Below are 20,100 nucleotides of genomic sequence, written 5' to 3' on the forward strand. Positions count from 1 at the left end.
CGTTCAAAAGAGGCGATCCGATTCCGGGGAGAAACACATGCTTGGTTTGATGCAGTCATGGCCGCTCCTCGTTCACAAAGTCATTGATTATGCCGCAATCCAGTTCGGCGATGTCGAAGTGGTCTCTCGCTCCATCGAGGGGCCGGTGACGCGGATCACCTATCGCGATATGCGGCTGCGCGCCCTGAAGCTGGCGCAATTGCTTGAGCGGGCGGGCATGAAAAAAGGCGACAGGATCGCAACACTCGCCTGGAACACCGGACGCCATATGGAGACGTGGTACGGCATCACCGGCATTGGCGCCGTGTATCACACGGTTAATCCGCGTCTTTTTCCCGACCAGATCGCTTGGATTATCAATGACGCGCGGGATCGGATGATTTTTGTCGATCTGACTTTCATGCCTCTGCTGGAAGGCCTGATCGACCGTCTGCCTTTGCTGGAAAAAATCGTGGTGCTGACGGATGCAGCACATATGCCGCAAAGCCCAATTCCGGGGCTTGTCTGCTACGAGGACTGGCTGGCGCAGGCGGATGGCGATTTTGTCTGGCGCGAATTCCCCGAGGAGACGGCGGCGGGGCTGTGCTACACATCCGGCACGACGGGAAATCCGAAAGGCGTGCTCTATTCGCACCGCTCCAATGTGCTGCACGCCCTGACCAATTCCCATCCCAATACGCTGCGCATCTCCTGCCGCGACACAATTCTGGCCGTGGTTCCGCTGTTTCACGCCAATTCGTGGTCGCTGGCCTTTGCCGCGCCGATGAGCGGCGCCAAGCTCGTCCTGCCCGGCGCGAGGCTGGACGGCGCTTCGATCTACGCTCTTCTGGAATCGGAAAAAGTGACCATGACCGCAGGTGTGCCCACGGTCTGGCTGATGTTGCTGAACCACGTTTCGCTGGAAAATGCAGGTTTTTCCAGCCTCAAAACAGTCATCATCGGCGGTTCCGCTGCGCCGAGAGCCATGATTTCGGCCTTCGAGCAGCTGGGCGTGGAGGTTTTTCATGCCTGGGGCATGACGGAGATGAGCCCCATCGGCTCAACCGGGACAATCAAGGCCGGTCTGGGCCATCTTGCAGGCGAGGAGCGGCTCGATCTGCAGGTCAAGCAGGGTTTTGCGCCATTCGGCGTGGACATGCGCATCGTCGATGATCATAACCGGGCTCTGCCCTGGGATGGTAAAACCTTCGGGCGTCTCAAGGTGCGCGGCTTTGCCGTGGCTTCGGCTTATGTCGGCGGCAAGCCGGGCGATATTCTCGACGAAGACGGCTATTTCGATACAGGCGACGTCGCGCATATCGATGCCAATGGCTATATGCAGATTACTGACCGCTCGAAGGACGTGATTAAATCAGGCGGCGAGTGGATTTCTTCCATCGAGCTCGAAAATCTCGCGGTCGGCCATCCGGCAGTGCGCGAGGCGGCGGTGATCGGCGTGGCGCACAAGAAATGGGACGAGCGGCCGCTGCTGATCATCGTGCCGAAAGAGGGCGCCGTTCCCAGCCGGACGGAGCTTCTCGAATTCATGCGCGGCAAGATTGCCAAATGGTGGCTGCCTGACGATGTGCAGTTCATCGATGAAATTCCCCATACAGCCACCGGCAAGATCAACAAGGTGGAATTGCGGCGGCAGTTCAGGGATTTTCGTTTTCCGGACGATGAGGCGGATTGATGCGCAGGCTCATTCTTGAGGAGCCGGTAGCGCCAGCGGCCATCTGGAGCCGAAGATGCGCGGTGCTTGCGCTTTTCATCGCCGGCTTTGGCGTCATCTTCGCGCGGTTCGGCCTTGCAGGATTGCCGAACGCGGTTGCCGTCGTGGTTTTCGCGCTGTTTCTGGCTGTGATTGCGCTTGTGCTGGCCGGCTTTGCCTATGCTGCAATCTGGAACCACGGTCACCGTGGCATAAGCCGGGCGACGCTGTCGGTCATTCTGGCGCTGGCTTTGCTGGCATGGCCGGCTTTTCAGGCGCTGAATTCGTTTCATCTGCCGCGAATGACCGATGTATCAACCGATATTTACGACCCGCCAGTTTATTTCAGTTCGGAACGGGTGGCGGCGTTGCGCGGTTTCACGCCGCAGGACCTGCCCCGGCAGGCGCGTGAGCCGCAGATAGCGGCCTATCCGGACATCCAGCCCCTTGTTCTCGATCTGAGCGCCGAAGACGCAATGACGATTGTCGAAGCTGCAATCCACACTCTGGGCTGGAAAAGGCTCGATGCGCAGGCCCCGGTTCAGGGCATTCAGGATGGCCGCATCGAGGTGCTGGCGCGCAGCCTGCTGATGCATGTGCCTTACGCCATCATCATCCGCATCCGGGGCGGCGATCAGGGCGTGCGCATTGACGTGCGCTCGGCCTCGAATCTCGGCGCTCATGATTTTGGCGGCAATGCCAGCCATGTCCGGCGGCTGATCGGCGCAATACAGGCCGAGGCCGAACAGCATTAGACCCGGATATTCAGAGCGCGGGAGGGCGGGCGCGTTCATCCTTCGACAGGTGCAGGGTGAGGAGGGCGCAAGTTCAGAATGAACCTAAAGCGCCCCGGCTCCGTCTGAATGTAAAAGGCATTATAGCGGACGGTAGGTGCTGGTCAGATTGGGCTCGCCGTCGCAGGCGGCAAGACCGCGCTGGACGAGATCTTCCAGATGCGCGAAGACCGAAAGGGCCGCGGCGCCCCTGAGGCGGGGATCAAGTTTCTCATAAATGGCGCTGACTATGGCGCTGGCGGTGCTGTCGCCTTCGCGCAGGCGTGTCAGGATCGAGCTTTCCCGCGCCCGGCGATGATGGAGCAGGGCGCGCACAAACCTTTGCGGCTCCTGCACCGGCCCGCCATGCCCCGGCCAGTAGATGGTCTCGCTCCGGGCGCGCAGTTTTTCCAGCGAGGCCATATAGTCGCCCATGGCGCCGTCAGGCGGTGCGACAATGGTGGTTGACCATGCCATGACATGGTCGCCGGAGAACAGCGCATTTTCCTGCGGCAGCGCATAGCACAGGTGATTGGCCGTGTGGCCGGGTGTATGAACGGCCTGCAGGGCAATTCCGGCAAGTTCGAATTCTTCGCCGTCCTCAAATATGTGGTCGGGTTTGTGCGCCTTGTCGGCGCTGGCGTCGAGAGCGTTGATTTCGCCCAGATTGAGCGGGCGCGCGGGACGATGCTGCGCGCAGCCGACGATGGGCGCGCCAGTCAGGGCCTTGAGCGTGCGTGCAGCGGGCGAGTGATCCATATGCGTATGTGTGAGCATTATGGCGGCGATGGTCTCGCTCCGCGTTGCCGTCAATATGGCGTTGGTATGCGCCTCATCGGCCGGGCCGGGGTCGAGAACGATCACCTTGCCGCGCCCGATGAGATAGGTGCAGGTGCCGGTAAAGGTAAAAGGCCCGCTATTGCCACAGACGAGACGCCGCACCATCGGCGAAAGTTCCGCCACTTCTCCGGGCTTTTGCGAAAAGCCGCGCTCGAAGGAAAGGTCTTCACTCATCGTCTCTGCGTCCCGGATTACAAAATCGTCACTCGCCGCACAGCCGATTTCGCGCTAGATGTGGGCATATCGGTATGAGGCCCGGCGTGAGCGAACCTGACGATCCCCAGCATCGCACATTTGTCAATGTCATCGCCATTGCTTTCGTGGTTGTGCTGTGCCTTGCCATCTATTTTGTCATCAGATGGCTGCAGGACAGTCAGGCTCTGCAGGACTGCGTCATATCCGGACGGCGCGATTGCCTCAAGATTGAAGCACCCCCGCGGCCCTAGATCAGCCGGAACAGGTCAACATCCACAAGACCCTTGTCGGTGATCTTGAGATGCGGAATGACGGGCAGAGGCAGAAACGCCACCTGCAGAAAAGGCTCCGCCAGCGTAACGCCAAGCGATTTTGCCGCGGCACGCAAGCGCAGCAGCCTGTCGTGAACGGCTTCGAAGGGCTCAAGCGACATCAGGCCGGCCACCGGCAGCGCAAGGTCGGCCAGAACCTTGCCGTCTTCCACCACCACAAAGCCGCCCTCGATCGTGCCCAGATGGTTGACGGCGAAAGCCATGTCCTCGTCATTGGCGCCGATGACTGTGATATTATGGCTGTCATGGCCGACTGAGGACGCTATGGCGCCGCGCTTCAGGCCAAAGCCGTGCACATGGCCAAGGCCGATATTGCCATTTTTGCCGTGCCGCTCGACAACGGCAACCTTGATGACATCCTGATCAAGATCAATTCCGGCGATGCCGTTCTCGTTGGGCAGGCTGCGGGTAAGATGCTGCGTGATGATCTTGCCGGGGACAACTCCGAGCACCGGATGCTGCGTGCCCCGACGGCGGATGAGAAAATCAAAGGCCGTCACATGCCGTGCTTTGACGGAATGGCGCCCGACCGGCGCGATCTCGCCGCGTGACGCGAAAAGGGCATCATTCACGTCACGCCCGGCACTGAAGACGCGCCTCACGTCGCAGGACTCGAGCGCGCCGACAAGAACAATATCGGCGCGGTACCCGGGGGCGATAAGGCCGCGGTCCCTGAGGCCGAAGGCCCGCGCCGCCGAATGCGCCGCCATGCGATAGGCATCGAGCGGGCGGGCGCCCAGTTCGATGGCCGTGCGGATAATAAAATCGAGATGGCCTTCCTCCGCAATATCGAGCGGATTGCGGTCATCGGTGCAGAAGGCCATGTGGGGCGCGAGATCCGGCGTGATCAAGGCGGCCAGCGCATGCAGATCCTTGGAGACGGAGCCTTCCCGCACCAGAATGTTCATGCCTTTGGCGAGCTTTTCCCGCGCTTCAGCGGCGGTTGTGGCCTCATGGTCGGTGCGGATTCCGGCGGCGCAATAGCCATCGAGATCACGGCCGGTCACCAGCGGTGCATGGCCGTCGATATGCCGGTTCTGGAAGGCGGCAAGCTTGGCCAAAGCCTGCGGATCACGCGCCAGAACGCCGGGAAAATTCATGAATTCGGCCAGGCCGATAACTTTGGGATGGCCGGCCAGCGGCCATAAATCGGCGATTTCAAGCCGCGCGCCGGAGGTCTCGAGTTCTGTTGCCGGAACGCAGGAGGAAAGCTGCACCCTCAAATCGAGAATTGTATGTTGCGACCAATCAAGAAAATAGCGCAGCCCCTCGAGTCCGAGCACATTGGCGATTTCATGCGGGTCGCAGATGGCGGTCGTCACGCCATGCGGCAGCACGCAACGGTCGAATTCGCCGGGCGTCACCAGCGAGGATTCGACATGCAGATGCGTGTCGATGAAGCCCGGCACCGCCGTCAGGCCGGAAATTTCGATTTCTTTTTTCCCGCTGTAGCGCCCACCCGTGCCGACAATGCGCTCGCCGCATATTGCGATGTCGCCTGCAACACTATCTCCGGTCACGAGGTCGAGGTAGCGCCCGCCCCTGAGAACGAGGTCTGCGGGCTCGTCGCCGCGGCCCTGCGCAATGAAATGCGAGAGCATTTCGATGGTGATGTCAGTCATGCTGGCTCCGCCCGATGAGCCAGGCCAGCACCACGACATAGGCCGCGCCGAAGACGGACAGAAATTCCGTCATGTTGTGCAGCGGCAGATGGGTGATCATGTCCTGGGTGTCGACATTGGAGGTCAGTTCATGCCCGATCCAGCCGCACAGCGCGCCGAAAAGCCAGATCAGAGCCGGATATCGCAGGAAAAACCGCAATATAAGCGAAAAATTGAGGATGACGGGCATCAGCAGTACAAGCCCGATCATCAGAACGGCTGAGAGGCTCTCATTTTCGGTGATAAGCGCATCGCCTGCCAGAATTTCGCCGGCCACCCAGCCGATGAGCGCCGCGCCGATCCAGATCAGCGCCGGGAATCTGTCGATGATTTTGAGGATGATATGCGAGCCGGCAACCACCAGCGGAATGGAGATCAGCAGCCCGAAGATGATCATCGGGGTGGAGCCATGTGCCGCCGCCACGATGGCGAGCACATTGTCGAGGCTCATGACGGCGTCGGCTATGGCGATTGTTGTAACGGCCTGTCGCAGTGTTGAGGCCGATCTGATCTCGTGCTCGCCCTCATCCGTCACCAGTTTGACGCCGATCCACAACAGCAGCAGCCCGCCGGTGAATTTAAGCAGCGGCAGGTTGAGAAGCTGCGTGACGATGAGCGCGAAGATGACACGCAGCACCACGGCTGCGCCTGTGCCCAGAAAAGTGCCGATACGGCGCTGATTATCGGGGAGGCCGCGGCAGGCGAGGGCGATTACGATGGCATTGTCGCCGGAAAGAAGCAGATTGATCCAGACTATTTCGATGATGCGAAGAATAAGCGTACTGTAGTCGCCGGCCATTTAATTGCTTTCTTGAACTTGCATGCTGATTCAGCCTAGAACCTGCTTCACCCGATTAAATATAGTTCAGAAAGCCGATCCATGACAAATCCGGTTTTGGTGGAAATAGTGCGCGGCGGCCAGATCGAGAGCCGTCATCGCGGTTCCGTCGCTGTTTTCGATGCCGATGGTCGCTGCGCGCTCGAACTGGGCGATGTGGATGCCCGTATTTATCCGCGTTCGGCGGTCAAGGCGCTGCAGGCCCTGCCGCTTATCGAATCGGGAGCCGCAGACCTTTTTGGACTTACGGATGCGGAAATTGCACTGGCCTGCGCCTCGCACAGCGGCGAACCTTTGCACGCCGAGACGGCGGCGGCCATGGTCGCTAAGGCGGGGCGTTCGGTACAGACATTTGAATGCGGCGCACATTGGCCGATGGGGCAGGCGGCGGCGCGCGATCTGGCAAGGACAGGTCTGCCCTCGGCGCTGCACAATAATTGTTCAGGCAAGCATGCCGGATTCATCTGCGCCTGCTGCGCGATGGGCGAGGACCCTGAAGGCTATGTCAAGGCCGGACATCGCATTCAGCGGGAAGTGCGCGCGGCAATCGAGCAGGTGACGGGCGCGGTTCTCTCCGAGGATTTCTGCGGAACGGATGGCTGCTCTATCCCTACTTATGGTTTGCCGCTGCATAATCTTGCGCTGGGCTTTGCCCGGTTCGGCACTGGCGCCGGGCTGGCGCCGCAGCGGGCAGCCGCAGCCGCGCGATTGCGTCAGGCGGTGGCGAAGCATCCGTTCATGGTGGCTGGCACGGGCCGGTTTGACACTCAGGTCATGGAGGTTCTGGGCGAGCGGGCATTTGTCAAGGTGGGCGCCGAGGGCGTCTATTGCGCGGCTCTGCCGGAGCGGGGGCTGGGCGTTGCGATCAAATGCGACGATGGCGCCGAGCGCGCGGCAGAAATGATGATGGCGGCTGTGCTCATGCGGTTCCTGACGATTTCGGAAGACGAGCGTCTGAAACTGGCGTCCAGATTTGCGCCGCGTATGGTCAACTGGAACGGCATTGAGGTGGGGCAGATCCGCCCGGCCGGGCCGCTCGCCGCCTGATGCCACCGCGATGCCGCAATCTGGTCACCTTTTGCAGTTAACGCAACCACTTACATTCGGGTTCCTCGCGCGATGCGCAAGGCCCTTGCTCATCAATAGGGATCCATCATGACGGCAGCGCGCCTGCACGTATCTTCAATTGCTCTGCTTTTGGCGTTCGGACTTGCGGGCTGCACAACGCAGATCGACAGTTTCACCACGGCGTCCTCGTCCCTCGCGCATAATTGGTCAGGCGGGCCGGGGCAGAACAAGCTGATGCCGATCCTTTATGCGTCGACTCGCAAGGAGGAAAAGGGTGTCACGACCGTGGGCGATCTGCATTTTGCGCTGGATATGGTGTCGATTCCGCCGGGCCACAGACCGGGCATGATCGAGCGTGCCAGCTTCGGCCGGGATGATCCGAAGAAGGACTTCGTGCTGCTGGAGCATGATCCACTCGACGAGCAGGAGTTCAAGAATACTCTGGCCACGCATATTTCCGGCCGCGTGGGCAGGAACCGCGATATCTTGCTCTTCGTGCACGGGTTCAATACCAGCGCCGAGGAGGCGCGCAACCGTCTGGCGCAGATGATGGCCGACAGCCATTTCGGCGGCGTCGGGGTTATGTTCACCTGGCCTTCCGAGGGCGCGCTGCTCGCCTATGAATCGGACAAGGAGCGGGCAACAGCCTCGCGCGACGCGCTGGAGCGCACGATAGCCGACATAGCCGCCACGCCGGGTGTGGGCCGCGTGCATATTCTGGCGCATTCGATGGGCACCTGGCTGGCGATGGAGGCGTTGCGCCAGCATGCCATTGGCGGTCATGCCGATCTCGACGGGCATCTGGGAGACGTGATGCTTGCCGCGCCCGATATCGATATCGATGTGTTCCGCCAGCAGATGCAGCACCTCAGGGGTGCGCGCGTCTCGGTGTTTTCGGCCTCGAATGATCAGGCTTTGTCGATTTCAGCCAAGATTGCGGGCGACCGCGAGCGTCTCGGCGCGCTCGACGTGCATAATGGCGCCACCAAGGCCGAACTTGAGCGGCTTGGCGTGAAAATATACGACATTACCGACAAGGGCACCGGACTGATTCATCATGACACATTCGCCGAAGCGCCGGCGGTGGTGAGCATGATCGGCGCGCAACTGAGTGCACCTTCGGATAACATGGCCGTATCGCAGGCGACACTTGACTATGCCCCGCCGATTCCGCCGAACGACAATATCAATCCGGAGCGCTGAACAGGCGCAGATTTGCGTAGTCTATCTATAGCCGCGCGCCTCTGTGGCCGCAGGGAATTGCCTCGTCCTTCGACAGGCTCAGGACGAGGAAAGGCCTCAGGACAGGTTCTGCGATCCGGCTCAGCAGAACCTACACTGCCGCCAGAGCGCTCAGGATTCGGGCCCAGGAGCGCGCACCCTTGTGGAAGCTGCTCAGCTCGTATTTTTCGTTGGGGCTGTGGATACGGTCTTCGTCAAGGCCGAAGCCGATCATGAGACTGTTCATGTTCAGCTCTTTTTTGAAGGCGCCGACAATGGGAATCGACCCGCCCGACGCGCCGAACACCGGCGCCTTGCCCCATTCGGTTTCCAGCGCGCGGCTGGCGCGACGCAGGGCCTCGTTGTTGAAGGGCAGCTGCAGAGCCGGGCTTGCGCCATGCGGGATGAACTCTGCGGTGCAGTCGGCCGGAAGATTGGCTTTGACATAGGCGCGGAACGCTTCGACGATTTTTTCGGGGTTCTGCTGGCCCACAAGCCGGAAGGAAAACTTGGCGCTGGCCTGCGCGGGCAGCACCGTCTTGGAGCCCTTGGCAATATAGCCGCCGACAATGCCGTTGACGTCGCAGGTCGGGCGCGACCAGATCATCTCCAGAACCGAGCGGCCCTTTTCGCCTGCCGGAACCGAAAGGCCGACATCGTCCAGAAAATCCGCGCCGCTGAAATCGAGATTGCGCCATTGTTCGGCGATTTCCTCGGGCAGTTCGCTGACGCCGTCATAAAATCCCGGCAGGGTGACGCGGCCATTTTCATCATGCAGGCCAGCGATGATTTTCGCCAGCACGCGGATCGGGTTAATGGCCGGTCCGCCATACATGCCGGAGTGAAGGTCACGGCTGGCGGCTCTGATGACCACTTCATCCAGCACAAGCCCGCGCAGCATGGTGGTGATGGCGGGCGTCGTACGGTTCCACATATTGGTGTCGCACACCATCATCAGGTCGGCCTTGAGCTCAGCCTTGTTGGCTGCGATGAAGGCGGGCAGGGACGGCGAGCCGGTTTCCTCCTCGCCTTCGAAAAGGATTGTCACGTCGCAGGGCAGGCCGCCATTCTGGCTGAAAGCGCGGCAGGCCTCGACAAAGGTCATGAGCTGGCCCTTGTCATCGGCGGCGCCGCGGCCAATGATCTGCCTGCCTGTTGCGGCTTCAGCTATGGACGGCTCAAACGGCGGCTTTTCCCATAATTCCAGCGGATCGGCCGGCTGCACGTCATAATGGCCATAAAACAGCACATGGGGGACATCGCGCCGTTTGGCCTTTGCTGTTGCAAGCACCATGGGGCGTCCCTGCGTCGGACGCACCGAGGCCGAAAAGCCGATCGAGATCAGTTCGTTCTGCAGCCAGCTTGCCGCCTTGTCGCAGTCCGTGGCGTAAGCGGGATCGGTTGAGATGGAGGGAATGCGCATCAGTTCAAAGAGGCGCTCCAGCGCTGCAGTCTGGTTTGCATCAATTGCCGCGAGAACCTGTTCAATCTGAGCCATGTTTGTGCACCTTCAACCGAGTCTTTGCCTTTTCTAGCATGATGCGCCGCCGATTCAAATTTGTGACATGGCCGCAGCGTTAACTTGCTTTGCCGGGCAAGATCAGCCAAATCATTCAGATCGACGGGAGACAGGGATGGACGAACTTATTATCCGCGTGACCGATGCGGCGGGGATCGGCCCCGGTCAGGCCAGCACCGCTATTGCCATCATCCTGAATTTTCTCAGGCGGGAGGCGCCGGACGAAGTGGATGCGCTTCTGGCGCAATTGCCGGGCGCGGACGAGGTTTTGCAGGCGCTGCCGCAGCCCGAACCGGGCGGAGGCCTGCTGGGCGGCCTCATGGGCATGCTGGGCGGCGGCGGTCTGATGGAACTGGCCGGGGAATTGAGCGCAGCAGGGCTGAGCATGGGCGAAATGCAGAGTGTCGGCCATGAATTGTTTGCTGCGGCGCGGGAAAAGGTTGGCGACGAGGCGGTTGGCCGGATCGCCAATGCGGTGCCGGGGTTGTCGCAATTCATCTGAACCGCCAGATGCCGGCTCGGTTTTGTTGTGCGAATTAGACCAATGACAGATGGCCTCGCAGCGTGAGCCGTGGCAAAACAATGGTGCAGTGCATGATGGAGCCTTGCCAATGGTGTCCGACCATAAATTCGCTGATCTTTTTCCACCCGCCAGCGAGGCGCAATGGCGTGAGCTTGTCGATGCCGCGCTGAAAGGCGCATCCTTCGATCGGCTCGTCTCCGCCACCGCCGACGGCATTCGCATAGACCCGCTTTATGCGCCCGCAGCCGGCACCCATGCGCAGCGGCGCAAATCCGGCCGCTGGAATATTCTTGCGCGCGTCGACGCGCCCGATTTCGAGGCCGCCAACGCGCAGGCGCTTGACGATCTCGCCGGCGGCGCGGACGGCCTGCATCTTGTCTTCAACGGCTCGGTTTCGGCGCGCGGTTTCGGACTGCCCATGCCGACGAAAGCCGATCTTGCCACCCTGTTTCGCGGCATCCGCCTCGATTACGGTATTCCGGTCGAACTCGATCTGTCGCCGCACACCAAGGATGCGGCGCTGCTCATCGCCGGATATATTCAGGATCTTGGCATTGCCCCCAATCTCGTCAACATATCCTTCGGCCTCAATCCGCTGGGCGCTATTGCCCGGATGGGCGGCGGACAAATGCCCTGGCCGCAGCTTGCCCAGCATTTTGTCGCCGCGGTCGATGGCCTGCGTACGTCCGGAATTGCAGGGCCTTACGTCAGGCCGGACGGGCGCATTATTCATGACGCGGGTGGCTCGGAGGCGCAGGAGCTCGCCTTCGTGCTGGCTTGTGGGGTCGATTATCTGCGCGCTTTGGAAGCGGGCGGAGTGGCGCTTGACGAAGCGCGCGCGCTGATCGGCTTCCGCCTGGCGTCCGACGCCGATCAGTTCCTGAGTCTTGCTAAATTCCGCGCGCTTCGCCGCCTCTGGGCCAGAGTTGAGGCCGCGTGCGGGCTCAAGCCGCAAGCCATCCATATTCATGCGGAAAGCGCCTGGCGGATGATGACGCGGCACGACCCCTGGGTAAACGTGCTGCGCACCGGCATGGCGGCTTTCGCGGCGGGCTTGGGCGGCGCGGATCATATTTCCTTGTTGCCCTTCACACAGGCCATTGGCCTGCCGGATGGCTTCGCCCGGCGCCTTGCCCGAAATACACAATTGATTTTGCTGGAAGAATCCAATCTCGACAAGGTGATCGACCCGGCTGCGGGCGCGGGTGGCTATGAGGCGCTGACCGAGGAACTCTGCGCCAGAGCCTGGACTTTGTTTCAGGAACTCGAGGCGGGCGGCGGCCTCTATGCGGCGCTGGTGCGCGGCACATTTCAGGCCGAGGTCGGCCGGGTGCGGGCGGAGCGGGATAAAGCCATTGCGCGGCGCAAGGTTCCGCTCACCGGATCAAGCGAATTTCCAAATATCCATGAAGCGCCGGTCGCGGTGCTTGCGCCTATGCCCGCCGAGCAGACAGCCCCATCCAGAGCGTTTCCGGCATTGCCTGCGCATCGCCTTGCTGAGCCCTTCGAGGCGCTGCGCGATCTGGCGCAAGCCGCGGCCGTTCGGCCGAAAGTGTTTCTCGCCAATCTCGGCGCGGTTGCGGATTTTAACGCCCGTTCGATGTTTGCCAGAAATTTTTATGAAGCGGGCGGCATCGAGGCCCTGAGCATCGACGGCTTTGCCGATCCGGATGCGCTGATTTCCGCATTTCGCGCTTCGGGTGCGCAGCTTGCGTGCCTGTGCTCCAGCGATGCCGTTTATGCTGCCGAGGCGGTTAAGGTGGCAACGGCGCTGCATGCGGCCGGAGCCATCGTGACTTTTGCCGGTCGTCCCGGCGAACTGGAAGCCGCGCTCAAGGCCGCCGGCGTGATGCAGTTCATATTTGCGGGTTGCGATGTTGTGGACGCGCTGAAACAGGCGCTGGTGCGGGGAGGGATCAACCCATGAGCCGGATTCCCGATTTTTCCGAAATTGCCTTTTCCGCGCCGAATGAAGCAGCATCAGAGCAGAGCGCGCCGTGGATGACGCCGGAGGGCATCGCCGTCAGGCCGCTCTATACCGCACAGGATCGCGATGGGCTGGATTTCATCAACTCTTATCCCGGCGCAGCGCCCTTCGTGCGTGGGCCATATCCGACCATGTATGTCAACCAGCCATGGACGATCCGCCAATATGCGGGCTTTTCCACGGCGGAAGATTCGAACGCCTTCTATCGCCGCAATCTTGCCGCTGGGCAGAAGGGTCTTTCCATTGCCTTCGATCTGGCCACGCACCGCGGCTATGATTCTGATCACCCGCGCGTTGCGGGCGATGTCGGCATGGCGGGCGTGGCCATTGACTCCATCTATGACATGCGCACGCTGTTCTCGGGTATTCCGCTCGATCAGATGAGTGTGTCCATGACCATGAACGGCGCGGTGCTGCCGGTTCTGGCGCTGTACATCGTGGCCGCGGAAGAGCAGGGCGTGGCGCAGGACAAGCTTTCCGGCACCATCCAGAACGATATCCTGAAAGAATTCATGGTGCGCAACACCTACATCTATCCGCCGAAGGATTCGATGCGCATCATCGGCGATATTTTCAAGTATACATCCCGGCATATGCCGAAATTCAATTCGATTTCGATTTCCGGCTACCATATGCAGGAAGCCGGCGCGACGCAGGATCTCGAACTCGCTTATACTCTGGCGGACGGTGTGGAATATATCCGCGCGGGCCTTGCGGCGGGCCTGACCATAGACCAGTTCGCGCCACGACTGTCGTTCTTCTGGGCGGTGGGCATGAACTTCTTCATGGAAGTGGCGAAATTGCGCGCCGCGCGTTTGCTCTGGGCGCGGCTTGTGCAGGCTTTTGGCCCAAAGTCGGCCAAAAGCCTGCCTTTGCGCACACATTGCCAGACATCGGGATGGTCGCTGACAGCGCAGGATGTGTTCAATAATATCATCCGAACGCAGATCGAAGCCATGGCGGCGACGCAGGGCCATACGCAGAGCCTGCATACCAATGCTCTGGACGAGGCTCTGGCCCTGCCTACGGATTTTTCGGCCAGAATCGCCCGTAACACTCAGCTTTTCCTGCAGCAGGAAAGCGGCACCACGCGCATCATCGACCCCTGGGGCGGCTCCTATTATGTCGAGAGGCTGACGCAGGATCTGGCCGAGAGGGCCTGGAGCCATATTGAGGAAGTGGAAAAACTGGGCGGCATGGCCAAGGCCATAGCCGAGGGCATTCCCAAACTGCGTATCGAGGAAGCCGCAGCCCGCACGCAGGCACGCATCGATTCGGGCGTGCAATCGGTGATCGGTGTCAATAAGTTCCGCCCCGACTCCGAACCGGAACTCGACGTGCGGCAAGTGGACAATTCCGCCGTGCGCACGCAGCAGGTCGAAAAATTGCAGCGCCTCAGGGCGGAGCGGGACAGCGGGACGGTTGCCGCGTCGCTGAACGCCCTGCGCGAAGGCGCGGCATCCGGTGCAAATCTCCTTGCCCTGTCGATAGAGGCGGCGCGGGCAAAGGCGACTTTAGGCGAGATTTCTCTGGCGCTGGAACAGGTTTTCGGACGACATAATGCTGATACCCGAGTGATATCGGGCGTTTATAGCAAAGAGGCTGGCGAGGCGCGTGTCGAGCCTGTTCGCCGCCTGACGCGTGATTTTGCCGCCAATGACGGCGCGCCGCCGCGTATTCTGGTGGCCAAGCTGGGGCAGGATGGCCATGATCGCGGCCAGAAGGTGATTGCCTCCGCCTTTGCCGATTTTGGCTTCGACGTCAGCATCGGCCCGCTCTTTGCCACGCCCGAGGAAGCCGCCAGACTCGCGGTCGAGCAGGATGTGCATATTTTAGGCATTTCCTCGCTGGCGGCAGGACACCTGACCCTCGTGCCGCAGGTGCGCGATGCGCTCAAGGCGCTGGGGCGGCCCGATATCATGATCGTGGTGGGCGGCGTGATCCCTAGCCAGGATTTTCCGGCGCTGCTGCTGGCCGGCGCTTCGGCCATATTCCCGCCCGGCACGATGATTGCCGACGCGGCTGTCAGATTGCTGGAGGATCTCAACATAAGGCTGGGATATGCGCAGAAGCGACCGGGCTGAGCTTTTTTACCTTGCATCTGCGCGTGCCGGTCTTTAACCCCGGTTTTACATGAACGACAAAGGCTTGATGTGATGGACGTCCGCGATTCGAACGGCACAATTTTGAAAGACGGCGATTCCGTCACGCTGATCAAGGACCTGAAGGTCAAGGGCACATCCGTCACGCTCAAGCGCGGCCAATTGTGCAAGAACATCCGTCTCACGGACGACGAAGAACTCATCGAGTGCAACGTCGATAAGGTCAGGGGCCTTGTCCTGCGTGTTGAGTTTCTCAAAAAGGCGTAGTGTCTTTTTGTTCGCTCTGCAGGCCGCCCGTCATGCTTGCTTCGGCAGCCCCCCGATAAGGCAAAGATTTCTCAATGTGCGGCTCGGGGAAGGACGGCGATGTTGTCGATGAGCCGCGTCGTGCCGAGCCGGCCGGCAAACAGCAGGCGGCAGGGGCGCTCAAGTGCGCTGACAGGAGCGAGGCTTTCGGCGTCGCGCAGTTCAATATAGTCCGGAACGAAGCCAAAGCCTTCCAGGCGGATGCGCGCCGCATTCAGGACATGCTCCATCGGCTCTTTACCAAAATGCTGGGCGCACCATTGCAGGGCGCGGTGAATTTCCGGCGCAACGAGACGCTCTTTCTGGGAAAGATAGACGTTGCGCGACGAGAGGGCGAGGCCGTCCGGCTCGCGCACCGTGGCGCCGCCCCTGATCTCGACGGGTATGTCAAGGTCACGCACCATCCGCCGAATGACGGCAAGCTGCTGATAATCCTTCTCGCCAAAAATGGCCACATCCGGCCCGCATTGCAGGAGAAGCTTGGCCACAACCGTGGCAACCCCGGCAAAATGTCCGGGACGGAAGCGATCCTCCAGCCCGACTTTGGCTGGCCCTTCCAGAGAAATGGTGGTTGAGAAGCCTTCGCCATACATTTGCGTGACATCGGGATGAAACAGCGCGTCGAGGCCAAGTTCGGTCAGCTTGGCAAGATCCGCCTCGAAGGGGCGCGGATACCGTGAAAGATCCTCATGCGGCGCAAATTGCGTGGGATTGACGAAAATCGACGCCACGACCAGAAAGCCCTCCGTCTGCATCTGCCGCATCAGCGAGAGGTGGCCCTCATGCAGAGCGCCCATCGTGGGCACAAGGGCGATACGCGCGTTCTGCCTGCGCCATACGCCGACCATGGCGCGAAGTTTGGCAACGGTATCGACGATATGCGGAGCGGTCATGTCAGAGTTGTTCCAGACTGTTCAGAATGCGGTGGGGCGGCAGGTCGGCATATTCATCCGGCGCGCCGGTGCGGTTGATCCAGTTGCAGGTAAAGCCGAAGGCGCGCGCCCCGGCAATGTCCCAGCGGTTGGAAGACTGAAAATTGATTTGTCCGGGCGTACAGCCGAAATGGCCCGTCACCAGAGCATAGGCGCGCGGATCGGTCTTGTAGCACCGCAGCGGGTCAACGCTGATCAGCGCATCGAAGAGGTCGCCCAGCCCCGCCGCGTTGACGGCCTCGTTGAGTTGCTCGGGGGTGCCATTCGAGAAAATGGCGCATTTCGCGCCCCGGTCACGCAAGCGCTGCAAGGCCGGGCGCACGTCATCATAGGCCTGCAGTGTCCGGTAGGCGCCAAGCACGCGCGTCTTCAGATCATCGCTCAGGCCGCCGCATCGCGCTGCCGCAAAATCAAGCGACTGGCGCGTGAGCGCGTCAAAGGGCTGATAGGCGCCAGCAAGCGAGCGCACCCACGTATATTCGAGCTGTTTGGCGCGCCAGAGTTCAGAGAGGCGCTCGGCTTGCGGGCCGATGTCCTGCCGGAAGGCCGCAATGGCCGAATGCACGTCGAAAAGCGTGCCGTAGGCATCGAACGCGAAAATATCCGGCATGAGTCACCCTTGTTGATCGATGCGATCAATCAATTTCATGGGCTATATGTCAAGCCTTGCCTTGACGAAAGCCGCTGCACGCTGTCCCATGGCGCCAAAGACAAGAGGTGCGCACGTGACATATTCTCCCCCGGACTGGTCGCAGACATGGACATGGTTTGAAGGTGACTGGCTGGAGGGCAACGTGCCGATATGGGGCCCTCGCACCCATGCCTTCTGGCTTGGATCCTCGGTTTTTGACGGCGCGCGGGCGTTTGAGGGCGTCACGCCGGATCTCGACCTGCATTGCGCCCGGATCAATGCATCGGCAAGGGCCATGGGGCTGGAGCCGACGAAAAGCCCCGAGGAGATCATGGCGCTGGCGCTGGAAGGCGTGAAGAAATTTGCGCCCGGGACGGCTCTTTATATCCGTCCGATGTATTGGGCCGAAGAAGGCGGTTATGTCTCGGTGCCGCCGAATCCGGCCTCGACCCGGTTTCTGATCTCGCTTTACGAAGCGCCGATGCCGGAGCCAAAGGGAACCAGCATCACGCTCTCGCCGTTCCGCCGTCCGACTTATGAAACTGCGCCCGTCAACGCCAAGGCCGGTTGCCTTTATCCCAACAATGGCCGGGCGCTGATGGATGCCAAGGCGCGCGGGTTCGACAATTGCCTGTTGACCGACATGCTCGGCAATGTGGCGGAACTCGCAACCGCCAATATTTTCATGGCGAAGGATGGCGTTGTTTATACGCCCGTGCCAAATGGCACGTTTCTCAACGGCGTTACGCGCCAGCGTGTGCTCAGATTGCTGCGCGCCGCCGGCGTGGAGGCTCGCGAGACGAGCCTGTCCTATGCCGCTTTTGCCGGTGCCGATGAAATATTTTCAGCCGGTAATTTTGCCAAGGTCATGCCCGTAACCCGGATCGACGAGCGGGAAATCCAGCCCGGGCCGTTCTACCGAAAGGCGCGGGAGCTATATTGGCAATTCGCGCATAGCGGCTAGGTCTTTGACGGGGTCGCGTTGCGGTAGAGAAAACGGACATTCAGGATGCGGGCGCAGCCAAAAAAGACAATTCCATAAACCAGCGCGCCAACGGTACCCGCCATAAGCAGGCTGATTTCATTCTCGAAATGACCGATGCGATGCGCGACAGCCAGAATCGGCTCAAGCCCGAAGCTGACCGCCACATCGAGCGCCAGACCCGCCATGGATGCCGCCAGAGCCGTATCCACCAGCGTAGGGCTGACGCGCATAAGGCCGCGCTGCTGCGCCAGGAAAATCAGCAGACCGACATTGATCCACGCGCCGATGGCCGTGGCCAGCGCAAGGCCAGACATGCCCATGACCGGCGCAAGAATGAATTTGAGGATCAGATTCACCGTCAGCGCCAGGAGGGAAATGATCATCGGCGTGCGCGTATCGCCAACGGACTGGAAACTGGCGACGATGGAGCGGATGACAAGCACCGCGACCAGACCGAATGCATAGGCCGCCAGCACTTTGGCCGCAGCCTCGGCATCGGCGGCATTGAACCGGCCATGCATGAAGGCCGCTCGCAGAATTAAATCCGGTATGGCCAGAAAGGCGATGGAAAAGGGCAGGGCCAGCGCCAGAGTCACAGCAATCATGCGGTTTTGCGCATCCATTGAGGCCGCTATATTGCCGGCGGCGCGCAGACGGCTCATCTGCGGCAGCAGCACAGTGCCCGCAGCTGTGCCGATGACGCCGATGGGCAGCTGGTAAAGCCGGTCGGCGTTCGACACCGAGGAAAGTGCGCCGCTGCCCAGCCAGGAGGCCATCTGCGTGTCGGCCAGAATGGCCAGCTGAACGCCGGCGGAGCCTATGATGGCCGGACCGAGCATGCGAAAGAATTCACGCACATTATGCGTGAATTCCGGTTTGCGGATGCGCTCCAGCAGGTTGAGACGCCGTACCGAATAGGCCAGCAGGGCCACCTGAGCAAAGCCCGATGTCACCACGCCCCAGCACGCCGCGACGGCGGCATTGGGAAAGAAGCGCGCAACCAGCAGAAAGCCGACAATGGCGATATTCATCAGAACGGGAGTGAAGGCGGCGATGGCGAAGCGTTTGTGCACATTGAGCAGCGCCGAATAATAGGTCACCAGCGTCATGCACAGCAGATAAGGAAAGGTGATGCGCGAAAGGTGAACCGTAAGCGCGAATTTTTCCGGCTCCGCCGCATAGCCCGAAGCCAGAAGGAAGGTGAATTGCGGCATCAGCAGCCAGGCCAGCGCCAGCAGAATGACCTGTGAAGCCAGAAGCAAAGAAAATATCTGCGCCGAAAAGGCCGATGCCGCATCCTTTCCGCCCTGTTCCAGCACCTTGGAATAGGACGGCGTGAATGCGGCGTTGAAGGCGCCTTCGCCAAATATGGCGCGAAACTGATTGGGCAGGCGCGTCGCCACATTATAGGCGTCAGAGAGGTCGTTCTGGCCCAGAATCGCAGTGATGAAAATATCGCGGATGAAGCCGGTCAGCCGGGAGAGCAGGGTAAAACCGCTGACCGAGATCAGACTTTTCAGCATTTAATCCTGCTTTTCCTGCGAGGAAAATTCCTCGGCGACAAGGTAAAGGGGGCGTCCTTTCACTTCAGCAAAAATCCGGCCGACATATTCGCCCAGAACGCCGAGCGAGAAAATCTGCACGCCGGAAAAGAACATGATGGAAATGACGATTGTGGCATATCCGGGCACGTCATTGCCATGAAGCAGGGTGTCAACCAATACGGTGACGGCCATGCCAAGCGCGAACAACGAGACGATGCTACCAATATAGGTCCATACTTTCAGAGGCAAGGTCGAGAATGAGGTCAGGCCGTCGAAAGCAAAGCGGGCGAGCTTGCGATAACTGAACGAGCTTTGACCATGCGCGCGCTTTTCCACTGTAAAGGGCACGCCGATGGACCTGAAGCCGATCCAGGCATAGAGACCCTTGGTGAAACGCGCCCGTTCCGGCATCCGGCGCAGCGCCTGCAACGCCTTGTCATCCAGCAGGCGGAAATCTCCGGCCCCCGGCGGCAGACCCGTCTCGCCAAAGGCTTCAAAGATTTTGTAGAAATGCGAGGTGAGATAGCGGCGGAAGGGCGCATCCGCGGCCCGGTCGGTGCGCACGCCATAGACGTTGATATAGCCCTGACGCCAGAGCGCGACAAATTCCGGTATGACTTCCGGCGGGTGCTGCAGATCTGCATCCATGATGATGGCGGCGCGGCCACGGGCGTGGTCGATGCCGGCTGCGAGGGCGACTTCCTTGCCAAAATTGCGGCTGAGCGACAGAATGCGCAGATGCGCATAGGTTCCGGCCAGTTCGTGCAGCTTTTGCAGCGATGCGTCACGCGAGCCGTCATCGACGAAAAGAATTTCATAGGACAGCGACAAATCTGCCAGAATGGGCGTCAGTCGCTTCACGAGCGCCTCCAGATTGAGGGCTTCGTTATGCACCGGAATGATCAGGCTCAGGTCGGGCTTTGAAGTCGGAATATTGTCAGGCGTCATGCGTT

Annotated in this window: 18 protein-coding genes; 10 read left to right on the plus strand and 8 right to left on the minus strand. The window is 60.6% G+C overall.

Going from position 1 to position 20,100, the window contains the following annotated elements; all coding sequences use genetic code 11:
- Positions 1–37: 37 nt before the first annotated feature.
- Positions 38–1,672 carry a long-chain-fatty-acid--CoA ligase gene (locus AC0N03_RS02085; RefSeq protein ID WP_474286767.1) on the plus strand — a complete coding sequence of 545 codons (1,635 nt, stop codon included), beginning with the start codon at positions 38–40 and terminating at the stop codon, positions 1,670–1,672.
- The gene (locus tag AC0N03_RS02090) at positions 1,672–2,445 is read left to right on the plus strand and encodes a DUF1499 domain-containing protein (protein WP_474286769.1); all 774 of its coding nucleotides are present in this window, start codon (positions 1,672–1,674) and stop codon (positions 2,443–2,445) included. Before AC0N03_RS02085 ends, AC0N03_RS02090 begins: the two co-directional genes overlap by 1 nt.
- A gap of 120 nt (positions 2,446–2,565) precedes the next feature.
- On the opposite strand, the gene AC0N03_RS02095 is transcribed toward AC0N03_RS02090, so the two are convergent.
- Entirely contained in the window at positions 2,566–3,477 is a 912-nt protein-coding gene (locus AC0N03_RS02095) for an MBL fold metallo-hydrolase (RefSeq protein WP_474286770.1), read from the minus strand.
- 86 nt (positions 3,478–3,563) lie between these two features.
- Here AC0N03_RS02095 and AC0N03_RS02100 point away from each other — a divergent pair, with 86 nt between their 5' ends.
- Positions 3,564–3,749 carry a hypothetical protein gene (locus AC0N03_RS02100; protein WP_474286771.1) on the plus strand — a complete coding sequence of 62 codons (186 nt, stop codon included), beginning with the start codon at positions 3,564–3,566 and terminating at the stop codon, positions 3,747–3,749.
- On the opposite strand, the gene ade is transcribed toward AC0N03_RS02100, so the two are convergent.
- Positions 3,746–5,452 (minus strand): adenine deaminase, encoded by a 1,707-nt coding sequence (gene ade, locus AC0N03_RS02105; protein WP_474286773.1) that lies wholly within the window; start codon positions 5,450–5,452, stop codon positions 3,746–3,748. The two genes, AC0N03_RS02100 and ade, sit on opposite strands and share 4 nt — an antisense overlap.
- Complete coding sequence (locus AC0N03_RS02110) at positions 5,445–6,290, minus strand: TerC family protein (protein ID WP_474286775.1); 846 nt, start codon at positions 6,288–6,290, stop codon at positions 5,445–5,447. Before AC0N03_RS02110 ends, ade begins: the two co-directional genes overlap by 8 nt.
- An 81-nt stretch (positions 6,291–6,371) precedes the next feature.
- On the opposite strand from AC0N03_RS02110, the gene AC0N03_RS02115 reads away from it, so the two are divergent.
- Together AC0N03_RS02115 and AC0N03_RS02120 are read left to right on the plus strand one after the other, a co-directional pair.
- Entirely contained in the window at positions 6,372–7,376 is a 1,005-nt protein-coding gene (locus tag AC0N03_RS02115) for an asparaginase (RefSeq protein ID WP_474286776.1), read from the plus strand.
- Positions 7,377–7,484: 108 nt separating this feature from the next.
- Positions 7,485–8,600 carry an alpha/beta hydrolase gene (locus AC0N03_RS02120; protein WP_474286777.1) on the plus strand — a complete coding sequence of 372 codons (1,116 nt, stop codon included), beginning with the start codon at positions 7,485–7,487 and terminating at the stop codon, positions 8,598–8,600.
- Positions 8,601–8,730: 130 nt separating this feature from the next.
- Here the strand turns inward: AC0N03_RS02120 and AC0N03_RS02125 are convergent, their stop codons facing one another.
- The gene (locus tag AC0N03_RS02125; RefSeq protein WP_474286778.1) at positions 8,731–10,116 is read right to left on the minus strand and encodes a M20/M25/M40 family metallo-hydrolase; all 1,386 of its coding nucleotides are present in this window, start codon (positions 10,114–10,116) and stop codon (positions 8,731–8,733) included.
- Positions 10,117–10,252: 136 nt separating this feature from the next.
- On the opposite strand from AC0N03_RS02125, the gene AC0N03_RS02130 reads away from it, so the two are divergent.
- From AC0N03_RS02130 to AC0N03_RS02145, 4 genes are all read left to right on the plus strand, one after another.
- Positions 10,253–10,639 carry a DUF2267 domain-containing protein gene (locus AC0N03_RS02130; protein WP_474286779.1) on the plus strand — a complete coding sequence of 129 codons (387 nt, stop codon included), beginning with the start codon at positions 10,253–10,255 and terminating at the stop codon, positions 10,637–10,639.
- Positions 10,640–10,748: 109 nt separating this feature from the next.
- The gene (locus AC0N03_RS02135; protein WP_474286780.1) at positions 10,749–12,587 is read left to right on the plus strand and encodes a methylmalonyl-CoA mutase family protein; all 1,839 of its coding nucleotides are present in this window, start codon (positions 10,749–10,751) and stop codon (positions 12,585–12,587) included.
- Positions 12,584–14,731, plus strand: coding sequence for a methylmalonyl-CoA mutase (scpA, locus tag AC0N03_RS02140; protein ID WP_474286781.1), 2,148 nt, complete (start codon positions 12,584–12,586; stop codon positions 14,729–14,731). The genes AC0N03_RS02135 and scpA overlap by 4 nt, the downstream gene beginning before the upstream one ends.
- 72 nt (positions 14,732–14,803) lie before the next feature.
- A complete protein-coding gene (locus AC0N03_RS02145) occupies positions 14,804–15,016 on the plus strand; it encodes an alkylphosphonate utilization protein (RefSeq protein ID WP_474286782.1) in 213 nt (70 codons plus the stop codon).
- A 71-nt stretch (positions 15,017–15,087) separates the two neighbouring features.
- Here the strand turns inward: AC0N03_RS02145 and panC are convergent, their stop codons facing one another.
- Together panC and AC0N03_RS02155 are read right to left on the minus strand one after the other, a co-directional pair.
- Complete coding sequence (gene panC, locus AC0N03_RS02150; protein WP_474286783.1) at positions 15,088–15,948, minus strand: pantoate--beta-alanine ligase; 861 nt, start codon at positions 15,946–15,948, stop codon at positions 15,088–15,090.
- Between the two features lies 1 nt (position 15,949).
- Complete coding sequence (locus tag AC0N03_RS02155; protein WP_474286784.1) at positions 15,950–16,597, minus strand: haloacid dehalogenase type II; 648 nt, start codon at positions 16,595–16,597, stop codon at positions 15,950–15,952.
- Between the two features lie 115 nt (positions 16,598–16,712).
- On the opposite strand from AC0N03_RS02155, the gene AC0N03_RS02160 reads away from it, so the two are divergent.
- Complete coding sequence (locus tag AC0N03_RS02160; protein WP_474286786.1) at positions 16,713–17,582, plus strand: branched-chain amino acid aminotransferase; 870 nt, start codon at positions 16,713–16,715, stop codon at positions 17,580–17,582.
- Here AC0N03_RS02160 and murJ read toward each other — a convergent pair.
- Both murJ and AC0N03_RS02170 read right to left on the minus strand, forming a co-directional pair.
- Positions 17,579–19,126 carry a murein biosynthesis integral membrane protein MurJ gene (murJ, locus tag AC0N03_RS02165; RefSeq protein ID WP_474286787.1) on the minus strand — a complete coding sequence of 516 codons (1,548 nt, stop codon included), beginning with the start codon at positions 19,124–19,126 and terminating at the stop codon, positions 17,579–17,581. The genes AC0N03_RS02160 and murJ overlap by 4 nt on opposite strands.
- On the minus strand, positions 19,127–20,095 hold the full coding sequence (locus tag AC0N03_RS02170) for a glycosyltransferase family 2 protein (protein ID WP_474286788.1): 969 nt from the start codon (positions 20,093–20,095) through the stop codon (positions 19,127–19,129).
- Positions 20,096–20,100 lie beyond the last annotated feature (5 nt).

The organism is Methylocystis sp. sgz306128 (assembly GCF_056032725.1).